This is a genomic window from Streptomyces sp. NPDC060198 (assembly GCF_042728415.1).
In the GTDB taxonomy this organism is placed as follows: domain Bacteria; phylum Actinomycetota; class Actinomycetes; order Streptomycetales; family Streptomycetaceae; genus Streptomyces.
In genome coordinates, this window is record NZ_JBHWZJ010000098.1 from 1 (window position 1) to 22,086 (window position 22,086).

Sequence of the window (22,086 nt, forward strand, 5' to 3'; positions counted from 1 at the left end):
GAACCACTCGGTTCCGGGCACCCGGCCCGTTCTCTTTGGGGGTGCGGGCCGCTTCGGACTGAATGACTCTGAGTAGGTGATATCCACCTCGGAGTCAGGAGTGTCCATGTTCCACAGGTTCGCCCGCGCCGTGACCGGAGCGGTGGCGCTGACGGCGTCCGCCGTTCTCGCGGCCGGGCCCCCGGCGTCCGCCGCGACCGACAGCATCATCATCGGAGGAGAGCCCGCCAGCGTGGTGGACAGCCCGTGGGTGGTGGCGCTGTCCAGCCGCGCCCTGTTCGGGGAATCGCGTGGCGGGCAGTTCTGCGGGGCGGTGGTGATCGCTCCCGCCAAGGTGCTGACCGCGGCTCACTGCCTCGGCTCCGACGTGCTGGGAGGGGAGGTGGCCGACGTACCGGACCTGCGGATCATCGTGGGACGGGACGATCTGCGCGGTGCCGGAGGGCGGGAGATTCCGGTACGGGAAGCGTGGGTCAATCCCTCGTACGACCCCAGCACCAACGTGGGCGACGCCGCCGTGCTGACGCTGACCGAGGCGCTTCCGGAGAAAAGTTCGATTCCGGTCGCCCGGGAAGGTGACGCGGCCTATCTGGCGGGCGGGCAGGCGCTCGTCTACGGGTGGGGTGACACGACGGGGTACGGAACGTATGCGTCGACGCTGCGTGCGGCCTCGGTACAGGTTCTGTCGGACGAGGCGTGCGGCCTCGCCTACCCGGGAGGCTCACGCGGGTCGTACGACGCCGCCTCGATGGTCTGTGCCGGCAACCCCGATGGCGGTTACGACGCGTGCCAGGGTGACAGCGGAGGGCCACTCGTGGTCGACGGGCGTCTCATCGGCCTGGTCTCCTGGGGCAACGGCTGCGCACGCGCCGACAGCCCGGGGGTCTACACCCGGGTCTCCGCCGCGGTCGCGTGGGCGGCCGGCAGGATCTGAGGAACCTCATCCCCGTGCCGGGACTCGTCCCACGGCGAAACCGAGCACATGAGAACGGGCGGCCTCCCCCACACCGGGGAAGCCGCCCGTCGGACGGTCAGGGACCGGCCCAGCGCTCGTCGTGGATGCGAGGTGTCAGTGTTGTGCCTCGTCGGCGGCGGCAGCCTGTACGGCGGTGAGCCGATCCGTCTCATCCTGTATTTCCGCGGCGATCTTCTTGAGTTCCGGCTCGAACTTGCGCCCGTGGTGGGCACAGAAGAGCAGTTCACCGCCGCTGATGAGGACGACGCGCAGGTAGGCCTGGGCGCCGCAACGGTCACAGCGGTCTGCTGCGGTCAGCGGGCTCGCGGGGGTCAGAACAGTAGTCACGTCGCCTCTTCTCTAGCTCGACGAGCTGTCGTACCAGGGTCAACATCCAACCAGGCCGAAAACGTTCCCGCTCGTGGCATTTCTTCGAAAACTTCTTTTCAGGTGGCTGGGCTGCCGACGGTTGGCGGCGAATGTGCCGTATTGCGGAGCGCTACGGTTTCGCGTTGCTGGTGTCGGGTCGGTCCTCCGGCTGGCTTGCCGGTTGTTCATGAGGACGTGCCCGGAGCCTAAATGGTTCATGCCTCAAAAGGAACGTGATGTGCACGTCACTCCGAGGGATGATCGAACATCCATGCGATCTGCCGAGGGGCTCGACTAGCATGATGATTCCCCGAGGGTGGCGTGACAACCGCTCTACCAGGCCTCGGTAGGCTTTCAGCGGCCACCACGGCCGCGCCCCATACCCAAACGGGCCCCCATTGAAATTCAGCGAGGAGCGAACCGCGTGACCGCCGATACGTCCGTGCCGTCCACTGCGCTGCTGACCGGAGCCGGCGGCGTCGTCGACAGGGACAGCTCCAACTACACCGCGCGGCACCTTCTCGTCCTCGAAGGGCTGGAGGCCGTCCGTAAGCGTCCCGGCATGTACATCGGGTCGACCGACAGCCGCGGCCTCATGCACTGCCTCTGGGAGATCATCGACAACTCGGTCGACGAAGCCCTCGGTGGGTACTGCGACCACATCGAAGTGATCCTCCACGACGACTCCTCGGTCGAGGTCCGCGACAACGGCCGTGGCATTCCCGTCGACGTCGAGCCCAAGACCGGGCTCTCCGGCGTGGAGGTCGTCATGACCAAGCTCCACGCCGGCGGCAAGTTCGGCGGTGGCTCGTACGCGGCCTCCGGCGGCCTCCACGGCGTCGGCGCCTCGGTCGTCAACGCGCTCTCCGCGCGCCTCGACGTGGAGGTCGACCGGAACAGCTCCACCCACTCCATCAGCTTCCGGCGCGGAGTGCCGGGTGCGTTCGTCGAGCAGGGGCCGGACAGCCCCTTCGACCCGGACAACGGGCTCCGCAAGACCAAGCGGGTGCCCAAGGCCCGCACCGGTACCAGGATCAGGTACTGGGCGGACCGGCAGATCTTCCTCAAGGACGCCAAGCTCGACCTCGAGACGCTGTACCAGCGCGCCCGCCAGACGGCCTTCCTCGTGAACGGACTCACCATCGTCGTGCGCGACGAGCGTGGCCTGAACGGCGAGGGCAAGACGGAGGAGACGTTCCGCTTCGACGGCGGCATCAGCGAGTTCTGCGAGTACCTCGCCCAGGACAAGGCCGTCTGCGACGTGCAGCGCCTGACCGGGCAGGGCACCTTCAAGGAGACCGTCCCGGTCCTTGACGAGCGTGGCCACATGACCCCGACGGAGGTCACCCGCGAGCTGGGCGTCGACATCGCGCTGCGCTGGGGCACCGGCTACGACACGGTGGTCAAGTCCTTCGTGAACATCATCGCCACCCCCAAGGGCGGCACCCACGTGGCCGGATTCGAACGCTCGCTGACCCGTACGGTCAACGAGGCACTGCGTTCGGCCAAGCTGCTCCGGGTCGCCGAGGACGATGTCGTCAAGGACGACGCCCTGGAGGGCCTCACCGCGGTCGTCACCGTCCGGCTCGCCGAGCCCCAGTTCGAGGGGCAGACCAAGGAGGTGCTCGGCACCTCGGCCGCCAACCGGATCGTCGCCAACGTGGTGGCCAAGGAGCTCAAGGCCTTCCTGACGTCGACCAAGCGCGACGCCAAGGCACAGGCCCGGGCAGTGCTCGACAAGGCCGTGGCCGCCGCCCGCACCCGCATCGCCGCGCGGCAGCACAAGGACGCCCAGCGTCGCAAGACGGCCCTGGAGTCCTCGTCCCTGCCCGCGAAGCTCGCCGACTGCCGCAGCGACGACGTGGAGCGCAGTGAGCTCTTCATCGTCGAGGGGGACTCGGCCCTCGGCACGGCCAAGCTCGCGCGCAACAGTGAGTTCCAGGCACTGCTGCCCATCCGCGGCAAGATTCTGAACGTGCAGAAGGCGTCCGTCTCGGACATGCTGAAGAACGCCGAATGCGGGGCGATCATCCAGGTCATAGGGGCAGGGTCGGGCCGGACCTTCGACATCGACGCCGCCCGCTACGGCAAGATCGTTTTGCTGGTGGACGCCGATGTCGACGGTGCGCACATCCGCATCCTGCTGCTCACGCTCTTCCAGCGGTACATGCGACCGATGGTGGAAGCGGGCCGGGTCTTCGCCGCAGTGCCCCCGCTGCACCGCATCGAGCTGGTCCAGCCCAAGAAGGGCCAGGACAAGTACATCTACACGTACTCGGACGGCGAGCTGCGCCAGACGCTGGTGGACCTGCGGCGCAAGAACATCCGCTTCAAGGATTCCATCCAGCGGTACAAGGGCCTGGGCGAGATGGACGCCGACCAGCTGGCCGAGACCACGATGGATCCCCGCTTCCGGACCCTGCGACGGATCAACATCGGCGACCTGGAGTCGGCGGAGAAGGTCTTCGACCTGCTGATGGGCAACGAGGTCGCCCCCCGTAAGGAGTTCATCACGAGCTCGGCGGCGACCCTGGACCGCTCGCGCATCGACGCCTGAGCCGTTCGGGTACCTCCGCCTCGTGCGCCTCTCCACCCGTGGGTGGAGAGGCGTTCTCCACCCGTGATCAACCCGGGGGCCGATCCGTCGGCAGCTCTCCGTCCGTAGCGTCGAAGGCGTCAGATCTTCCCGCTCCCCGGAGGGCGCCATGTCCGGCGTTGCCAGTGTTCTTGTGATGGTCGCCGTTGCCGGCTGGACGCTGCTGCGCCAGTTCTCCGCGCGTCCGCTGCCGGCCCGGTGGTGGCTTCTCCCCGGAATCCTGGCGGTGCTCTCGCTGCGAGGCGGGGTACTGCTCGACCCGCGGCACGAGACCGTGTCCGCGGGGGTGCTCGCGGCCGAACTGATGGTCGGGCTCGGCCTCGGCGCCGGCTGGGGGTTGACCACCCGGGTCTGGCGGGATGCGGACGGCACCCCGTGGTCCAGGGGCACCCGTGCCACGTCGTTCGTCTGGGCGGGTGGTCTGGCGCTGCGAGCCATCCTCTGGGCCGCCGGGGCGGCCAAGGGGGTGGAACAGAGCGGTGACGGTCTCCTGCTCGCTCTGGCCGTCACCCTGCTGGTGCGAGGAGCGGTCCTGTCCCGGCGCCTGGAGCCGTCCTTTCGGATCAGGCCGAACTCGCGGGGCCGGGAGGAGCCGCACCTCGCACCGGCGTCGGCAGGCGACGCTCCGCATCGCGCCGAGACCCGCTCCGGCGACGGGACAGGGATTCCGGTGGCGGGAAAGGACCTCCCATGACCGGCACGATCTGGACCTCATGGCCCTCCCGCGAGGCGCTCACACCTACGCCGAGGGCGCCCGCACGGTCGACCCTGTCCCTCCTCGTCTGGACTTTGGCCGCGGCAGGGCTGCTCTGGGCGACGCTGAACGACGACCGCCGCGGCTCCGCAGGCCTCCCCGTCGCGCTCGCGGTGATGGGCTGCTGCGTCCTGGTGGCACGGTGGTACCACCGGTTCACCCTGGAGCAGCGGTTGTGGCCGTCTCTGGCTCTGTTGCTTCTTCTGACAGGACTGGCACTCGCCGCGTACGGGGCCGGCGCGACTGCGCTCGCCTCCGCCCTGTGGTGCGGCGGTACCGTCCTCGCCGTGGCGCGGCTGCCGCTCGGCGCGGCTGTCCCCATGGCGGCGATCGCCCTGGCGTCCTTCGCTGCCCTGGTAGGCGGCGGATGGATGACCACCCTGTTGACGACGGCCGGACTCTGCCTGGGCGGCCATGTGGTCCGGTTGGACGCGGAGGCGCGCGGAGGCGCTCTGCGGCTGCTGGCTCAGGAGCGTGCCGCCAGGGCGGCGGAGACGGAAAGGGCCGCCCTGGACGAACGTTCCAGGATTGCCCGGGAGATCCACGACGTGCTCGCGCACAGTCTGTCGGCCCAGATGGTGCACCTCGAGGCGGCCCGGTTGCTGATCGAGCGTGAGCCGGTCGGCGCGTTCCGTGACCAGGTCCTGGAAAGGGTCGTTTCGGCCCGTTCCATGGCCAGGGAAGGGCTGACGGAGACCCGGCAGGCGCTTTCCGCCCTCCGGGGTGAGACGACGCCGGTCGAGGACTTCCTGCGGAACCTGGTCTCCACCGGACCGGTGGAGCTGAGCGTCGAGGGGCCCCGGCGCTCCCTGGCGGCTGGGGCCTCTCAGGCGGTGCGGCGGGTCGCTCAGGAGGCCGTCACCAATGTGCGCAAGCATGCCCCCGGAGCGCATGTTCGGATACGGCTGGAATACCTGCCGGACACGGTGGTCCTGGAGGTGCGGGACACCGGGGGAGGGGCATCGGACGAGGAGCTGATGACCGGCGGGCCGGGCTACGGTCTGACCGGAATGAGGGAGCGCGCCGAAGTGCTCGGAGGGGCCCTGGAGGCGGGGCCGGGCGAGGAGGGGTTCGTAGTGACTCTGCGGTTGCCCACGTGAGCGCGCGGGTGGTGGTCGCCGACGACCAGTCGGCGGTCCGCGAGGGCATCGTGATGCTGCTCGGGCTGCTGGGCGTCGACGTGGTCGGGGCGGCCAGGGACGGTGACGAGGCGGTGGCGCTCGTCGCGGAGCACGCCCCGGACGTGGTTCTGATGGACCTGCGGATGCCGCGTTGCGACGGTGTCGAGGCGACCCGGCGCGTTCGCCGGGAGCATCCCGGTACCCAAGTGGTGGTGCTCACCACCTTCGACGACGACGCATCGCTCTTTGCGGCCTTGCGCGCGGGTGCGCGCGGCTTCCTGACCAAGGACGCGAGCGGCGAGGAGATCGTGCAGGCCATTTCGGCCGTGCTGTCCGGTGACGCGGGTCTCTCCCCCGCCGTGCAGCGGCGTCTGCTGGAGCACATGGCCGCCGGGCCGGCTGTGCCTCCACCGACGTTCGGCCAGTACCCGGGCCAGTACCCGGGCCAGGACCAGGAGCAGGGCCGGGGCCGGATCCAGGAGCTTCCGGACGGGCTCACGCCCCGCGAGGCGGAGGTGCTGGCGCTCATCGCCGAAGGGCTCAACAACGCCGAGATCTCGCGCAGGCTGCACGTTTCCCCGGCCACGGTGAAAACGCACATCAACAACCTGTTCGCCAAGACGGGGGCGCGGGACCGGGCGCAGGCGGTTCGTTACGCATACGTACGGGGGCTCGCACGGGCACCTGGTACGGATGTCACCTGAACAGGTGAAAGCGGTGCATGCTGCAACCGAGATCCTCCCTGTCCGGACACTCTTGGCGGAGCGGCCGAAAAGGCTCGCGGACAAGGGAGTTGTTCGGTGGAGAAGGAAGCAGGGCGGGTGGAGGCGGTGACGCGGCTCGACGAGTCGTGGTACGACGCGCCGGCCCCCGGATGGGGCGAGCGGGACGGTACGGGGACAGGGGCGCCCGATGCGCCATCCCTCCCCGGGGCTCCGCAGAGCGGCCACAGCGCTGCCGACATCTACCGAGAGGTCCAGCGGAGCGAGGCTTTCCGCGAAGTGCGCCGCCGATACCGGAGGTTCGTCGTACCGGCGACGGTCGCGTTCCTTCTCTGGTACCTCGCCTACGTGGTCGCGGCCACCGGAGCACCCGGGCTGATGGCCCGTCCGGTGGCAGGGGCGGTGAATGTCGCCCTGGTCGCGGGGCTCGGCCAGTTCCTCACCACCTTCCTGCTGACGTGGGCGTACGCGCGGCACGCGCGGCTCCGCCGGGACCGGGCGGCCCTGGAACTGCGCTGGGACACCCAGGAGCTGACGAGAGGTGCCGAGCGTTGAGCGGCGACCACCAGACGCTCGCGCTGGTGCTGTTCAGCGCGTTCATCGCCGTCACCCTCGGCATCACCACCTGGGTCGGACGGACCCGCCAGGGCTCCGCAGAGGAGTTCTATGCCGGGGGCCGGCTGTTCTCTCCCATGGAGAACGGTTTCGCGATCGCCGGTGACTACATGTCGGCTGCCTCGTTCCTCGGCATTTCCGGGCTCATCGCACTCTTCGGGTACGACGGGATGCTGTACTCGGTCGGGTTCCTCGTCGCCTGGCTGGTCGTCCTGCTGCTGGTGGCCGAACTCGTGCGCAACTGCGGACGGTTCACCCTGGCCGACGTGGTGGCCGCACGCATGGCGGAGCGCCCCGTGCGCACCGCCGTCGGCGCCTCGTCGGTGACCGTCTCCGTGCTCTACCTCGTCGCGCAGATGGTCGGCGCCGGCAGCCTGGTCGCCATGCTTCTCGGCGGCACCAGCGGCGTCACCCGCTCCTGGACCGTGGTCGGGGTGGGCGCACTCATGGTGGTCTACGTCTCGTTCGGCGGCATGCGGGCCACCACCTGGATCCAGATCGTCAAGGCCGTCCTCCTCATGGCCGGCACGATCGCCCTCACCGTGGCCGTTCTGGTCCGGTTCCACGGTGACGTCAACGCACTGCTCAGCACCGCGGCCGAACGCAGCGGCCACGGGAAGGGCTTTCTCGCACCGGGACTCAAGTACGGCGGCGGTTGGACTGCGCGCTTCGACTTCATCAGCCTCGGACTGGCGCTGGTCCTCGGTACGGCCGGGCTGCCGCACATCCTGTCCCGCTTCTACACGGTGCCGACGGCCCGTGCGGCCCGGCGGTCCGTCGTCTGGTCGATCGGGCTGATCGGCAGCTTCTACCTGATGACAATCGTGCTCGGTTTCGGCGCCGCAGCCCTTGTCGGGCCGACCGCGGTCCGGTCCTCCAGCGAGGCCGGGAACACCGCGGTTCCTCTGCTGGCGTTGGCGCTGGGCGGCGGGGAGGGAGCCACGGGCGGAACGATTCTCTTCGCCGTGGTCGCCGCCATCGCCTTCGCCACGATCCTGGCCGTGGTAGCGGGGATCACCCTCGCGTCCTCGGCCTCGGTCGCCCACGACCTCTATGCCTCGCTCCGCCGACCCGGCGGCAAGCCGTTCGGCGAGGTCGCGGTGGCCCGGGCAGCCGCCGTCGGGATCGGGGTGGTCGCCATCGGACTGGGCCTGCTCGCCCAGGACCTCAATGTGGCCTTCCTCGTCGGGCTGGCCTTCGCGGTGGCCGCCTCGGCCAACCTGCCGGCGCTGCTCTACTCGCTCTTCTGGAAGAACTTCACCACCCGTGGTGCCGTCTGGGCCGTGTACGGAGGGCTGGTTCCGGCTCTGCTTCTCGTACTGCTCTCGCCGGTCGTCTCCGGCTCGCCCGCCTCCCTCTTCCCAGGGGTCGACTTTCAGCTCTTCCCGCTGGAGAATCCCGGTCTCGTCTCCATTCCCCTCGGATTTCTCGCGGGGTGGATCGGCACGGTGACCTCCGCCCAACCGCCCGACGAGGACAAGCACGCCGAGATGGAGGTCAGGTCGTTGACCGGAGCCGGGGCGGTCTGACCCGAGCCGACCCGGTCCGGCGTGGGTCTGGCCGGAGCCCACGCGGTTCGTCCGGCGAGGGACTGACCGGAGACGCGCAGTCCAGCAGCAATCTGACCCGGAGCCGTCGCGGTCCGGCGAGGTGGTGTGGTCCGGCGGCGGCAGGGGTGGTGCGGCGGAGGTTTTGACGGGCACGCAATCGGTTTGCGTTCCTTGCGCTAATCTTGCGCTCATGACGCGACGACTTGCTCAGGTGGCACAGAAGGTTGGGGTCAGTGAGGCCACGGTCAGCCGGGTCCTGAACGGTAAGCCAGGCGTCTCGGACGCCACCCGGCAGGCGGTGCTCTCCGCGCTGGACGTGCTCGGGTACGAGCGCCCGACCCAGCTGCGGGGCGAGCGGGCCAGGCTGGTCGGACTCGTTCTTCCGGAGCTCCAGAATCCCATCTTCCCGGCCTTCGCCGAAGTGGTGGGCGGCGCCCTCGCCCAGCAAGGGCTCACGCCCGTGCTCTGCACGCAGACCAAGGGCGGGGTCTCCGAGGCGGATTACGTGGACCTGTTGCTCCAGCAGCAGGTGTCCGGAGTGGTCTTCGCCGGTGGCCTCTACCACCAGGCGGACGCCGCCCACGACCACTACAAGGTGCTCGCCGACCGTCGCATCCCTGTCGTCCTGATCAACGCGGCCATTGCCGAACTCGGCTTTCCGGGTGTCTCCTGCGACGACTCCGTCGCGGTCGAGCAGGCATGGCGGCATCTCGCCTCGCTCGGCCATGAGCGGATCGGCCTGGTTCTCGGCCCCACCGACCACGTTCCCTCCCAGCGCAAGCTCGACGCCGCACGGCAGTTGGCCCGTGAGTACGGGGCGACGATCCCGGACGAACACGTGGCGCGGGCCATGTTCTCGCTGGAGGGTGGCCAGGCCGCAGCCTCCCGGCTGCTCGACCGGGATATCACCGGCATCATCTGCGGCAGCGACCCGCTCGCGCTCGGTGCGGTGCGCGCGGTCCGCCGCCGGGGGCTCTCCGTGCCCCACGACGTGTCGGTGGTCGGATACGACGACTCCGCCTTCATGAACTGCACCGAACCGCCCCTGACGACGGTTCGTCAGCCCATCGAGGCCATGGGCCGGGCGGCCGTCGAGCTGCTGTCCGTGCAGATCGGGGGCAAGGCGGTGCCCTCCGACGAGCTGCTCTTCGAGCCGGAACTGGTGGTGCGCGGATCGACCGCCCCGCCGCCGCGCGATAATTCGCGCTGATCTGTCACTATCTTGCGTTACCGAATCCACCCTCAGAGGTCGATGGAGCGATCGAGGAAACGTTCGGGGAGGGCAACGCCTGCGGCGGGGGCGGTCCGGTGTACTGGCCGCGGGGGCGCAGGCGCAGGGGCCGTTCCGCGTACTCCTCCAGGGCGTGCGCGATCCACCCCGCCGTGCGGGCCACCGCGAACACGGTCTCACCCGCCTCCGCGGGCATGCCCGCGGAGACCGACAGTACGGCCAGCGCCAGATCGACGTTGGCGTGCAGAGGTACGTGCCGGGCGGCGGTCGACACCACGTCCCGCGCCGCGGCGAGTGCCGACGCGGCCTCGGGCACGTTCTCCAGCAGGGTGAACAGGACCCGTGCCCGGGGGTCCTCGCCGGTGTAGAGCCGGTGGCCGAGTCCGGGGATCCGCCTTCCGGCGCGCAGGTGGTCGGCGACGACCGGTGCGGCACCGCCCCGCTCCACGACCTCCCGGAGCATCCGGTGGGCGAGCCCGCTGGCCGCACCGTGCAGCGGGCCTTCCAGGGCCCCGAGCCCCGCCGAGACCACTGCGTACGGATGGGCGTGGGCGGAGGCCGCCACCCGGACGGCGAGGGTGGATGCCGCGAGGTCGTGGTCGATCAGCAGAACGAGCGCGGTGTCCAGCACGGCGAGTGACGCGGCGCCGGCGGGACGCGCGGTGAGCGCGGGCCACAACCGGGCCGCGATGCCGGGGCCGGCGGGGCCCGTACCGGTGCGGCCGGCGCCGCCAGGGCCTCCGCCGGCGGGCGCCACGGAGGCGGCCGGGCCCGTGCTGCCGGGCGCGCCGGCGGTCGGCAGCAGCGCACCCACCAAGGTCGGGATCAGGCCACGCGCCGCGTCCAGGACCGAGGCGGGGGAGAGGTCGAAACGCAGTGGGTCGGCAGCCGCTGCGGCGATGACGGCGACCCGCAGCCGGTCCGTCGTCCCGCTGTGCGCGGGCAGTGCGGCGACGGCCCGTCCTGCCGCGGCCAGGGCCTGCGGCGGAGCGGAGAAGCGGACGCCCGGCCTGAGTTCACCGGTCCAGAGCCACTCGGCGACTTCCTCGTAACCGTGGTGCAGGGCGAGTTCACCCGCGTCGACGCCCCGGTAGTAGTAGCGGTCCTGGTCGATGAGGGTGATGCCGGTACGGAACACCAGGTCCGCCCCGCCCGCCGGCAGGGGGTCGCGCCGACCCGTGCGCCGGGCCAGGGCCCGGACCTCGTCGGCGTCGAACGTACTTCCCCGCCCTCCGGGGGCGCGCACGCTGCTGAGCTGGCCACGGCTGACATAGGCGTACACCGTCTCCGGTTTCACGCCGAGCAGGGCGGCCGTCTCGCGCGTACTGAGGCGCTCCGTGGTCCCGGTGTCGGCGTCGCGCGCTCCCTGATCCGTCATGTGCTCACCGTATCCACTCCGTCATGTATTGATTCAATCAATATTGACGTCCACATAATCAAGCATGGATAGTCGAATCAATAGTCCGAAAGCCCCTGGTCGACGAGAGACCGTGGTGACCAGGGAGAAGAAGCCCCGAAGAGGAGCCGGCGATGCCGACCAAGACCAACAGCCCCGCCCCGACCGGCGTCCCCCGCGGCCTCGCGGGTGTCGTCGTCACCGACACCGTCCTGGGTGACGTCAGGGGGGCGGAGGGCTTCTACCACTACCGCCAGTACTCGGCGATCGAGCTCGCGCAGACCCGGAGCTTCGAGGACGTCTGGTACCTGATGTTCCACGGTGAGCTGCCCGACGCGCAGGCTCGCACGGCGTTCGCCGCACGCACCGCCGAGCTGCGCCACCTCCCGGACGAGGTCCGCGCGGCGCTGCCCGCCATCGCCCGCGCCGGAGCGGTCTCCGGCCCACTGGCGGGGCTGCGTACGGCACTCTCCCTGCTCGGGGCGTCGGCCGGGTACCGCCCGCTGTACGACATCGAGCCAGGTCGCCGTCGTGAGGACGCGCTCGCCGTCTGCGCGGCGGTGCCCACCCTGCTGACCGCGCTGCACCGACTGGGTGAAGGACTCGAACCGGTCGAACCGCGCGACGACCTGCCGCACGCCGCCAACTACCTGTACATGCTCACCGGCGAGGTACCCGACGCGGTCCGTGCACGGGCCGTCGAGCGCTACCTCATCTCCACCGTCGACCACGGGTTCAACGCGTCCACCTTCACCGCGAGGGTCGTCGCCTCCACCGGTGCCGACATGGCCGCCTGCCTGGTCGCGGCGGTCGGCGCGCTCTCCGGGCCCCTTCACGGAGGTGCGCCGAGCCGCGCCCTGGACACGCTGGACGCGATCGGCACCCCGGACCGCATCGACGGCTGGATCCGCGAACAGGTCCTCTCCGGCGGACGGATCATGGGCTTCGGCCACCCCGTCTACCGCACCGAGGATCCGCGTTCGCGGATGTTGAGGGAGATCGCCCAGGACTTCGGCGGCCCGCTCGTCGACTTCGCCGTCGAGGTGGAGCGCCAGGTGGAGGCCATCCTCGCCGAGCTCAAGCCGGGCCGTGAGCTGCACACCAACGTGGAGTTCTACGCCGGAGTCGTGATGGAGCTCTGCGGGCTTCCCCGGACCATGTTCACGCCCACCTTCTGTGCGGCGCGGGTGGTCGGCTGGAGTGCCAATATCCTGGAACAGGCGGCGGACTCGAAGATCATCCGACCGGCGGCCCGCTATGTCGGGACGCCTCCGCCGCAGCCGGTCCCGGCACCCTGACCGTGGGGCCGCCGCTGCCTCCGCACTCCGTGAGGATGGTCCGTCTTGCCCGCTCCGGCCACACCGGGTGATGCCCGCATTCCGCAAATCCCGGTCATCGTGCTCGCGGGGTTCCTCGGCTCGGGCAAGACCACACTGCTGAACCACCTGCTCCACAACCGCGCCGGAAACCGGATCGGGGTGATCGTGAACGACTTCGGGGCCATCGAGATCGACGCCATGACGGTCGCCGGACAGGTCGGCTCGACGGTCTCGCTGGGCAATGGCTGCCTGTGTTGCGCGGTGGACGCGAGCGAGCTGGACTCCTATCTGGAGACACTGACCCGGCCCGCCGTCCGCCTCGATCTGATCGTGATCGAGGCCAGCGGACTCGCCGAGCCACGGGAACTCGTCCGGATGCTCCTGGCGAGCGAGAACCCGAGGATCGTCTACGGAGGGCTGGTCGAGGTCATCGACGCGGCCGAGTTCGAGAGCACCCGGGAGCGACACCCGGAGACCGACCGGCACGTGGCCGCCGCCGACTTGGTCGTCCTCAACAAGACCGACCGGATCGACGACGCCAAGCACGACCGGCTGCACGCCGTGGTCACCTCGCTGACCGACCGCGCCGCCGTCGTCTCCACCGACCACGGACGGATCGACCCGTCGCTGCTCTTCGACCCCGCGCTCCGTCCCGACAACGAACGGACGGCGGCCCGCCAGCTCACTTTCGAAGACCTGCTGGCGGAGGAGGCGGGCCAGCACGGCGGATCGGGGAACCACGGGGGATCGGGGAACCACGGCGGAGCCCATCCCCACGCCGCGTACCAGAGCGTCGAGTTCTCCGGCGGAGCGCCGCTGGACCCCCGCCGGTTCATGCGGTTCCTCGACTCACGGCCCGAGGGGCTGTACCGGATGAAGGGCTTCGTGGACTTCGGCGCGGCCGACCCCCGTCACACCTACCTGCTGCACGCGGTGGGCCGGTTCCTCCGGTTCGCCCCGCGCCCCTGGGCCCGCGACGAGCCGAGGCTCACCCAACTCGTACTGATCGGGTCAGGGTTCGACGGGGAGGCACTCCTGCGGGAACTGGAGGAGTGCCGGACGCCCGGGCCGGGCAGCACGGGCCCTGTCGGCGTGGACCTTGGCGGCGTACCGGAAACGGAGCCGCGCGACGCGGACGATCTGGAGCGCGCCATGTGGGGGGTCCTGCGTTACGTCGCCACCGACCGGTCCGCCGAAGGAACCGACGGACCGGTCGCTGTCGAAGAGAGCGACGCACCTGCCGGTCCGGACCTGCGGTAGGCGCGCTGCCGGGGCAGGGGTGCCGGGGCAGGGGTGCCGGGCTGGGCGTACGCGGCGTTTCACCCGGCACCCTGACGGAGAGGGAGCGCCCGTCGGTGGTGTGGATCGTGCGGGGACGTACTCTCGCTGGATGCGTCCTCACCTCAGCTCCGAGAGTTCGCGCGAGCGGCCTCACGAGGTGGCGGCCGAGACGTTGGAGCGGGCCCTGCGTGACCGTTCGCACGAGGGCGAATCGGCGTTCGTCCTGGTCGGAATCGCCTTGAACGACGGCGACCGGGGTTTCGTGGAGCACTGGTGCGTGGAGGTGGGGACGCGAGCCGTGTCGGGCAGCCCGCTCCTCGGGCTGGCCGGCTTGTGCCTGGGGCATACCGCTCGCCGATTCGGCTGTCTCGGTGGTGACGCGCTCGCGCTGGCGAAGTCGCCGGCGGCCCGTGCCGAAGCGGACGTGGACGGGCGGGCTCTCGACGGGTACGACGACATCCGGAGCTTTCTGCGCCTGTGGTGACTCCGGCCGCCGCAATCGGTGAGCAGGTGGCGTCGGCGCCGCTCACGCTGACGGTGAGGCGCTGTCAGTGGTTCGCCCGAGCCTGTTCCGTCACCATACGATCTCGTGGGGCCCGCGTTCTCGTCTCCGCAGGGCCCCTGTGGACGTACCACCAGGAGGACCCTGTGCCCCACCCTGACCCGCTCACGCCCGAGGAGAAGCTCGCCGACGCGAAGAAGGTGTTGAGTCTTCCGCGCATCGTCGTGATCTGTGGCTCCACCCGCTTCATGGCCGAGATGAACGAGGCCGATCTGCGGGAGACCAGAGCCGGAAGGATTGTCGTCAAACCGGGCTGTGACCTGAAGTCGCCGCACCAACTCTGGTCCGATCCTGCCGAGGCCGAGGCGCTGAAGGTTCGGCTGGACGATCTGCACCGGGCGAAGATCCGGCTCGCTGACGAGGTGCTCGTCGTCGGCGACTACGTCGGAGACAGCACCCGAGCCGAAATCGCCTACGCCCGGTCGCTGGGCAAGCCCATGCGATTCACGCATCCCGAAGTCGACCCTGCGGTCTGACCGCCCGCCGCCACCTCGCCAACCAGCCGCGAGGCATCACGGTGCCTGCTGGCCCGCCGTGGCGGGCCCGGATCGCAACCACCGTCATGTCAGTCTCCGGAAGCCCCGAAGAAGCCCCCGTGAGTGGGCTGGTCCTCGGTGTGAGGAAGCACGTACTCGCAGGTCCGACCACAAAGGGATCAGTCGTCACTCACACTGCTCGGATCACACAGAACCTGAGCCCCGACCGGTGCTCTGGCTCAGGCGCCAGATGTTCGCACGGGCAGGGTTCGAGTTCCTGCGAAAACGTGTCCTGCTCGCCACCTGACACCAAGCGTAGGCGGGCTCGGCGACGCCATGGCCTCCGCCTGTGACCACGAACCGCAGGCAGACGGAGAAGCCCGGCCCCGATGGGCTCCCGCGGTATCAACAGCTCCTGAACGGTACAGATTGGGCATCCCTCGCCACTGTGTCCGGGACGGGCGAATCCCTTCCGGCGGCATTGGCACGCCTCCTCGACCCCGACCCGGCCGTCAGGGCGGACGCCGCAAGGGACGCGCTCTCGGAAGTGACCCACCAGAACACAATGTACGAAGCCACCGTGCCCGTGGCCCTCTACATCGCGGCCATCCTCCATCATCCCCGCATCACCGCAGGTGACTTCGGATTCGACACCGCCGGGCCATCGCGTCGCTCGACCCTCGTGAAACTGCTTGCCTGGCTCAGCGACACCGCCTACGACGCGGACGACGAGTGCGTCGCCATCGGCGAGCGCCACTACGGCGAGGGGTTTCTCCGCGAGTACGAGGAGATGAGCGCGTTCCGGGACCTGCGGCCGGCGATCTTCTCCGCCGTCCAGCCCTTCCTCGGCCACGAGAGCGCGGAGGTTCGCCACGCAGCTCTCATGGCCGCCATCCCTCTCGCGGAACATCCCCTCCTCGCCGGCCTTCGGCGCGAGCTGGTCGATCACGCCCACCGTCTGCTGGCCACCAGCGCTGATCGCTACCACCGAGACCGCGTCCTGGACGCGCTGAAAGCATGGGGTCACGACATCGGCGATCTGGAGAACACGGCCGACGTCGCAGTCCGCGAACGTCGTGCCCGCCTCAGGGCCGAACGCGCTTCCCTGGGAGACGGCTGGTCGGGTGGATACAGCGAAGACCCGCCGTTCTGACTCACGGGGCCTCAGTGCCCCAGCGGCCCGGTGGGCGGCTGGAAGAGAAGGCGCTCGCCGCCGGGCGTCCCGCCGGCGTCCCGGGTCTCCGAGCCGTGCCCGTGCGACCGTGCTCACCGCCACCGCCACCGCCGCACATGCCACCACCGCACCTGCCGCCGTCACCGCCGCGCCCCGACGGGCCTCGGCCCGGCGGACACGGCCGACCGCTCGGAGCCGTACGGAAAACGGGGCGGCGGGGCCCGTCCCGCCGCGGGGGCGGACCCCGCAGCGCCCGTCTTCCGTACGCCTGCGGCTCTCGCTACACCGGACCCGCGATCGACGCGACCGGGTCGGTCAGCGGGATGCCCGAACCGTCACGGCGCGGGTCGGGTTCCGGCAGTCGCGCTGGTGCGCCGTTCTGCTGCGCGGCGCGGGCGGGCAGGGGACCGGCCCAGGCGAAGACCAGCACATCCTCACCCTTGAGGAACCGCTGGCACCGCACCCCGCCGGTGGCCCGTCCCTTGCGCGGGTACTGGTCGAAGGGTGTCAGCTTCGACGTGAGCACCGAGTCGTCGAGCGTGCCGTGCGAGCCGGCCACCGTGAACACCGCCGCGTCGGCGGCCGGTTCGACCGCGGTGAAGGACAGCACCTCGGCGCCGTCCGTGAGCTTGATCCCGGCCATGCCGCCGGCCGGACGTCCCTGCGGACGCACCTGGGCCGCCGGATACCGCAGCAACTGCGCGTCGGTCGAGATGAAGACCAGGTCCTCCTCGCCGGTACGCAGCTCCACGGCGCCGACGATCCGGTCGCCTTCCTTCAGGGAGATGACCTCCAACTCGTCCTTGTTGGCCGGATAGTCGGGCACGACGCGCTTCACCACCCCCTGGAGGGTGCCGATCGCCAGGCCCTGCGACGTCTCGTCGAGCGTGGTCAGGCAGATCAGCTCCTCGCCCTCGTCCAGCGTGAGGAACTCCGTCACCGGAGCTCCGCCCGAGAGGTTGGGCGCGGCATGGGTGTCCGGCAGCTGGGGCAGATCGATCACCGCCACGCGCAGCAGCCGCCCGGTGGAGGTCACCGCCCCCACCTCGCCGCGCGCGGTCGCCGGTACGGCGGACACGATCACGTCGTGCTTCGCGCGCTTGGCGTCCTCGTCCTCGGCCACCGGGTCGGCGTTGGCCGTCCGGGCGAGCAGGCCGGTGGAGGAGAGCAGCACCCGGCACGGGTCGTCCGCCACCTGAAGCGGCACGGCGGAGACCTGCGAGCCGGCCGACTCCAGCAGCACCGTACGCCGGTCGGTACCGAACTTCTTCGCCACCGCCGCCAGTTCGGAGGAGACGAGCTTGCGCAGCTCGGAATCGGACTCCAGGATTGCGGTCAGCGCCTCGATCTCCGAGCTGAGCCGGTCGCGCTCGCTCTCCAGCTCGATCCGGTCGAACCGGGTCAGCCGGCGCAGCGGGGTGTCCAGGATGTACTGCGTCTGGATCTCACTCAGCGAGAAGCGCTCCATGAGGCGCTCCTTCGCTGCTGCGGAGTTGTCGCTGTCCCGGATGATCCGGATGACCTCGTCGATGTCGACGAGGGCGACGAGCAGCCCCTCCACCAGGTGCAGCCGGTCGCGCCGCTTGGTACGGCGGAACTCGCTGCGCCGGCGCACGACCTCGAAACGGTGGTCGAGGTAGACCTCCAGGAGCTCTTTGAGCCCCAGGGTGAGCGGCTGGCCGTCGACGAGCGCGACGTTGTTGATGCCGAAGGACTCCTCCATCGGCGTCAGCTTGTAGAGCTGCTCCAGGACGGCCTCCGGCACGAAGCCGTTCTTCACCTCGATGACCAGGCGGAGCCCGTGCGAGCGGTCGGTGAGGTCCTTGACGTCGGCGATGCCCTGGAGCTTCTTCGACGAGACCAGGTCCTTGATCTTGGAGATGACCTTCTCCGGACCGACCGTGAAGGGCAGTTCGGTGACGACGAGGCCCTTGCGGCGCGGGGTGACGTTTTCGACGGCGACCGTCGCCCGGATCTTGAACGTGCCGCGCCCGGCGGCGTAGGCGTCCTTGATGCCGCCGAGGCCCACGATCCGGCCGCCGGTCGGCAGGTCGGGACCGGGGACGAACCGCATCAGCGCTTCGAGGTCGGCGTTCGGGTACCGGATGAGGTGGCGCGCGGCGGCGACGACCTCACCGAGGTTGTGCGGCGGCATGTTGGTCGCCATACCGACCGCGATCCCGGACGCGCCGTTGACCAGCAGGTTCGGATACGCGGCCGGGAGGACGACGGGCTCCTGCTCCTGGCCGTCGTAGTTCGACTGGAAATCGACGGTGTCCTCGTCGATCGACTCCGTCATGAGGGACGTGGCGTCGGCCATCCGGCACTCGGTGTACCGCATGGCGGCCGGCGGGTCGTCGTTGCCGAGGGAGCCGAAGTTGCCGTGTCCGTCCACGAGCGGGAGGCGCATGGAGAACGGCTGCGCCATGCGCACCAGGGCGTCGTAGATCGACGCGTCCCCGTGCGGGTGCAGCTTACCCATGACCTCGCCGACCACGCGGGCGCACTTGACGTACCCGCGGTCGGGGCGCAGTCCCATCTCGTTCATCTGGGACACGATGCGGCGGTGCACCGGCTTCATGCCGTCGCGCGCGTCGGGCAGGGCCCGGGAGTAGATCACCGAGTACGCGTACTCGAGGAAGGAGCCCTGCATTTCGTCGACGACGTCGATGTCGAGGATCTTCTCCTCGAAGTCGTCCGGCGGCGGGGTTTTCGTGCTGCGGCGGGCCATCGCGGCTGCGACTCCTTCACAGATTCTGTCGGGCAACCTGAGGTTCTGACGCGGACCATTGTGGACCGCCCCGCCGACAGCGCCGACCTCGACCCGTCCCAAGGGCCCGGCCGGACCCCGCCGGGACGCCCGCTTCCGGGGTTCCCCGGCCGTGCCGGGAGCCGAGTCGATGCGGTGCCGGGAGCCGAACCGATGCCGTTCCGGTGGCCGAACCGGCGCCCGGGCCGACCCCCTGCGCGCAAGGCTTCGGCACCACGCGTCAACATCAGTCGTCAAGAACTACCAACGAGCACAACATCGAAGGAACGGGAACTTCGCCAGGTACCCGTGCGCTTGCTTACAGTGGCAGGTCTGGCAGAAAGTCCAGTACCGCGATCGAAGGGACGTACATGCCCATGGGTCACACGGCCACCGCACAGGCCGGCTCCGGCGGCCTGACAGCGACCGAGCACCGTCTGGCCAATGGCCTGCGCGTGGTGCTCTCCGAAGACCACCTGACCCCGGTCGCCGCAGTCTGCCTCTGGTACGACGTCGGCTCCCGTCACGAGGTGGAGGGGCGCACCGGTCTCGCGCACCTCTTCGAGCACCTGATGTTCCAGGGCTCGGAGCAGGTCAAGGGGAACGGCCACTTCGAACTCGTCCAGGGCGCGGGCGGGTCGCTCAACGGCACGACGAGTTTCGAGCGCACCAACTACTTCGAGACCATGCCGACCCACCAGCTGGAGCTCGCCCTCTGGCTCGAAGCCGACCGGATGGGCTCGCTGCTCGCCGCGCTCGACGAAGAGTCCATGGAGAACCAGCGGGACGTCGTCAAGAACGAGCGCCGCCAGCGGTACGACAACGTCCCGTACGGCACCGCGTTCGAGCGGCTCACCGCGCTCGCCTACCCGGAGGGCCACCCGTACCACCACACGCCGATCGGTTCCATGGCGGACCTGGACGCGGCGACGCTGGAGGACGCCCAGGCGTTCTTCCGTACGTACTACGCGCCCAACAACGCGGTGCTCTCGGTCGTCGGCGACATCGACCCCGAGGAGACGCTCGCCTGGATCGAGAAGTACTTCGGCTCCATCCCGTCCCACGACGGCAAGAAGCCCCCGCGCGACGGTTCTCTCCCCGGCACCATCGGCGGGCAGCTGCGCGAAGTGGTCCACGAGGAGGTCCCGGCCCGCGCGCTGATGGCCGCGTACCGCCTGCCGCACGACGGCACCCGTGAGGCGGACGCCGCCGACCTGGCCCTGACCGTCCTCGGCGGCGGCGAGTCCTCCCGGCTGCACAACCGCCTGGTACGCCGCGACCGTACGGCGGTGGCCGCCGGATTCGGGCTGCTGCGGCTGGCCGGGGCGCCCTCGCTGGGCTGGCTGGACGTCAAGACGTCCGGCGGCGTGGAGGTCGAGAGCATCGAGACCGCGGTCGACGAGGAGCTGGAGCGGTTCGCCACCGAGGGCCCGACGCCCGAGGAAATGGAGCGCGCGCAGGCCCAGCTGGAGCGCGAGTGGCTCGACCGTCTCGGTACGGTCTCCGGCCGCGCCGACGAACTCTGCCGCTTCGCGGTGCTGTTCGGCGACCCGCAGCTCGCGCTGACGGCCGTCGGACGCGTTCTCGACATCACCGCCGACGAGGTGCGGGAGGTCGCCGCGGCCACGCTGCGCCCCGACAACCGTGCCGTGCTGGTCTACGAGCCGGTCGAACCGGCCGAGCCGGACGACGGGACCGCTGCCGAGGACGGCGCGGACACCGACGCCGACGAGGAGGCCGGCAAGTGAGCGACGCCGCCGTGACTGGAGTAGCCATGGACTTCCACCCGCAGCCCACCCCGGGAACCGCACGCCCCTGGGCCTTCCCCGCACCCGAACGCGGCACCCTGCCCAATGGGCTGACCGTGCTCCGCAGCCACCGACCCGGCCAGCAGGTCGTCGCGGTCGAGATCCACCTCGAAGCACCGCTCGACGCCGAACCCGAGGGCCTGGACGGCGTCGCCACCATCATGGCGCGCGCCCTCTCCGAGGGAACCGACAAGCGCAGTGCCGAGGAGTTCGCCGCCGAGCTGGAGCGCTGCGGCGCCACGCTCGACGCCCACGCCGACCACCCGGGCGTCCGGGTCTCGCTGGAGGTGCCCGCCTCCCGGCTGGCCAAGGCGCTCGGCCTGGTCGCCGAGGCACTGCGCGCCCCCGCCTTCGCCGACAGCGAGATCGAGCGCCTGGTGGGCAACCGCCTGGACGAGATCCCGCACGAGCAGGCCAACCCCGCACGCCGTGCGGCCAAGCAGCTCTCCAAGGAGCTGTTCCCGGCCACCGCCCGGATGTCGCGCCCGCGTCTGGGCACCGAGGACACCGTGCGGCGGATCGACGCCGCCGCCGTCCGCGCCTTCTACGACGCCCACGTCCGCCCCGCCACGACGGTCGCGGTCGTCGTCGGCGACCTCACCGGCATCGACCTGGACGCCCTGCTCGCCGACACCCTGGGCGACTGGTCGGGCAACGCCGGCAGCCCCCGCCCGGTGGAGCCGATCACCGCGGACGACACCGGTCGCGTGGTCATCGTCAACCGTCCGGGAGCCGTCCAGACGCAGCTGCTCATCGGCCGCATCGGCGCGGACCGGCACGACAGCGTCTGGCCCGCCCAGGTCCTCGGGACGTACTGCCTCGGCGGCACGCTCACCTCGCGGCTCGACCGGGTGCTGCGCGAGGAGAAGGGCTACACCTACGGCGTACGCGCCTTCGCCCAGGTGCTCCGCTCCACCGCCGGCGGTCCGGACTCCGGCCCGGCCGGTGCGGCGATGCTGGCCATCAGCGGCTCGGTGGACACCGAGTCCACGGGCCCCGCGCTCGACGACCTCTGGAAGGTCCTGCGGACCCTCGCGGCGGACGGGCTGACGGACGCCGAGCGCGAGACCGCCGTGCAGAACCTCGTGGGGGTGGCTCCGCTCAAGTTCGAGACGGCCGCCTCCGTCGCGGCGACCCTCGCCGACCAGGTCGAGCAGCAGCTGCCCGACGACTTCCAGGCCCACCTGTACGCCCGGCTCGCCGAGACCGGCACGGTCGAGGCGACCGCCGCGGTGGTCAACGCCTTCCCGGTGGACCGGCTGGTGACGATCCTGGTGGGCGACGCGTCGCAGATCGCCGACCCCGTCCGCGCGCTGGACATCGGCGAGGTGACGGTCGTGAACGGCTGACCTGCCGTCACCCGCACGACCGGGTACGCCCCGGCAGCGCGACCCCGGCGGGAGAGATC

General features: G+C 70.4%; 18 protein-coding genes. 15 read left to right on the forward strand and 3 right to left on the reverse strand.

The features are described 5' to 3' along the window. The first annotated feature begins 106 nt into the window (after positions 1–106). Entirely contained in the window at positions 107–934 is an 828-nt protein-coding gene (locus ACFWEP_RS15015) for a S1 family peptidase (protein ID WP_387370182.1), read from the forward strand. A gap of 135 nt (positions 935–1,069) precedes the next feature. Here the strand turns inward: ACFWEP_RS15015 and ACFWEP_RS15020 are convergent, their stop codons facing one another. Further along, positions 1,070–1,303, reverse strand: coding sequence for a hypothetical protein (locus ACFWEP_RS15020; RefSeq protein ID WP_387370185.1), 234 nt, complete (start codon positions 1,301–1,303; stop codon positions 1,070–1,072). A gap of 445 nt (positions 1,304–1,748) precedes the next feature. Between ACFWEP_RS15020 and ACFWEP_RS15025 the strand changes: the two genes are divergently transcribed. From ACFWEP_RS15025 to ACFWEP_RS15055, 7 genes are all read left to right on the forward strand, one after another. Next, positions 1,749–3,881 (forward strand): type IIA DNA topoisomerase subunit B, encoded by a 2,133-nt coding sequence (locus tag ACFWEP_RS15025; protein WP_387370187.1) that lies wholly within the window; start codon positions 1,749–1,751, stop codon positions 3,879–3,881. A 148-nt stretch (positions 3,882–4,029) separates the two neighbouring features. After that, positions 4,030–4,614 carry a DUF1453 domain-containing protein gene (locus ACFWEP_RS15030; RefSeq protein WP_387370189.1) on the forward strand — a complete coding sequence of 195 codons (585 nt, stop codon included), beginning with the start codon at positions 4,030–4,032 and terminating at the stop codon, positions 4,612–4,614. After that, complete coding sequence (locus ACFWEP_RS15035; RefSeq protein ID WP_387370192.1) at positions 4,611–5,774, forward strand: sensor histidine kinase; 1,164 nt, start codon at positions 4,611–4,613, stop codon at positions 5,772–5,774. The genes ACFWEP_RS15030 and ACFWEP_RS15035 overlap by 4 nt, the downstream gene beginning before the upstream one ends. Then, entirely contained in the window at positions 5,771–6,499 is a 729-nt protein-coding gene (locus ACFWEP_RS15040) for a response regulator (protein WP_387370194.1), read from the forward strand. The genes ACFWEP_RS15035 and ACFWEP_RS15040 overlap by 4 nt, the downstream gene beginning before the upstream one ends. Before the next feature lie 96 nt (positions 6,500–6,595). Then, positions 6,596–7,072, forward strand: coding sequence for a DUF485 domain-containing protein (locus ACFWEP_RS15045; protein WP_387370196.1), 477 nt, complete (start codon positions 6,596–6,598; stop codon positions 7,070–7,072). Next, positions 7,069–8,661 (forward strand): cation acetate symporter, encoded by a 1,593-nt coding sequence (locus ACFWEP_RS15050; protein WP_387370199.1) that lies wholly within the window; start codon positions 7,069–7,071, stop codon positions 8,659–8,661. The genes ACFWEP_RS15045 and ACFWEP_RS15050 overlap by 4 nt, the downstream gene beginning before the upstream one ends. Positions 8,662–8,872: 211 nt before the next feature. Further along, positions 8,873–9,892 (forward strand): LacI family DNA-binding transcriptional regulator, encoded by a 1,020-nt coding sequence (locus ACFWEP_RS15055; protein WP_387370201.1) that lies wholly within the window; start codon positions 8,873–8,875, stop codon positions 9,890–9,892. A gap of 7 nt (positions 9,893–9,899) precedes the next feature. Here ACFWEP_RS15055 and ACFWEP_RS15060 read toward each other — a convergent pair whose 3' ends face one another. Further along, entirely contained in the window at positions 9,900–11,291 is a 1,392-nt protein-coding gene (locus ACFWEP_RS15060; RefSeq protein ID WP_387370204.1) for a citrate/2-methylcitrate synthase, read from the reverse strand. Between the two features lie 152 nt (positions 11,292–11,443). Between ACFWEP_RS15060 and ACFWEP_RS15065 the strand changes: the two genes are divergently transcribed. The 5 genes from ACFWEP_RS15065 (at position 11,444) to ACFWEP_RS15085 (ending at position 16,100) form a co-directional block, all read left to right on the forward strand. After that, a complete protein-coding gene (locus ACFWEP_RS15065) occupies positions 11,444–12,607 on the forward strand; it encodes a citrate/2-methylcitrate synthase (RefSeq protein WP_387370207.1) in 1,164 nt (387 codons plus the stop codon). Between the two features lie 45 nt (positions 12,608–12,652). After that, the gene (locus ACFWEP_RS15070; protein ID WP_387370210.1) at positions 12,653–13,888 is read left to right on the forward strand and encodes a CobW family GTP-binding protein; all 1,236 of its coding nucleotides are present in this window, start codon (positions 12,653–12,655) and stop codon (positions 13,886–13,888) included. 130 nt (positions 13,889–14,018) lie between these two features. Continuing rightward, positions 14,019–14,393, forward strand: a complete 375-nt coding sequence (locus ACFWEP_RS15075; protein WP_387370213.1) for a hypothetical protein — start codon at positions 14,019–14,021, stop codon at positions 14,391–14,393. Between the two features lie 164 nt (positions 14,394–14,557). Continuing rightward, on the forward strand, positions 14,558–14,947 hold the full coding sequence (locus tag ACFWEP_RS15080; protein ID WP_387370216.1) for a hypothetical protein: 390 nt from the start codon (positions 14,558–14,560) through the stop codon (positions 14,945–14,947). A 349-nt stretch (positions 14,948–15,296) separates the two neighbouring features. Then, on the forward strand, positions 15,297–16,100 hold the full coding sequence (locus ACFWEP_RS15085) for a hypothetical protein (protein WP_387370218.1): 804 nt from the start codon (positions 15,297–15,299) through the stop codon (positions 16,098–16,100). A gap of 301 nt (positions 16,101–16,401) precedes the next feature. Here ACFWEP_RS15085 and ACFWEP_RS15090 read toward each other — a convergent pair whose 3' ends face one another. Next, positions 16,402–18,852 (reverse strand): DNA topoisomerase (ATP-hydrolyzing) subunit A, encoded by a 2,451-nt coding sequence (locus ACFWEP_RS15090; RefSeq protein ID WP_387370220.1) that lies wholly within the window; start codon positions 18,850–18,852, stop codon positions 16,402–16,404. 389 nt (positions 18,853–19,241) lie between these two features. On the opposite strand from ACFWEP_RS15090, the gene ACFWEP_RS15095 reads away from it, so the two are divergent. Next, a complete protein-coding gene (locus ACFWEP_RS15095) occupies positions 19,242–20,618 on the forward strand; it encodes a M16 family metallopeptidase (RefSeq protein ID WP_387370222.1) in 1,377 nt (458 codons plus the stop codon). A 26-nt stretch (positions 20,619–20,644) separates the two neighbouring features. Next, entirely contained in the window at positions 20,645–22,027 is a 1,383-nt protein-coding gene (locus ACFWEP_RS15100; protein WP_387370225.1) for a M16 family metallopeptidase, read from the forward strand. Positions 22,028–22,086 lie beyond the last annotated feature (59 nt).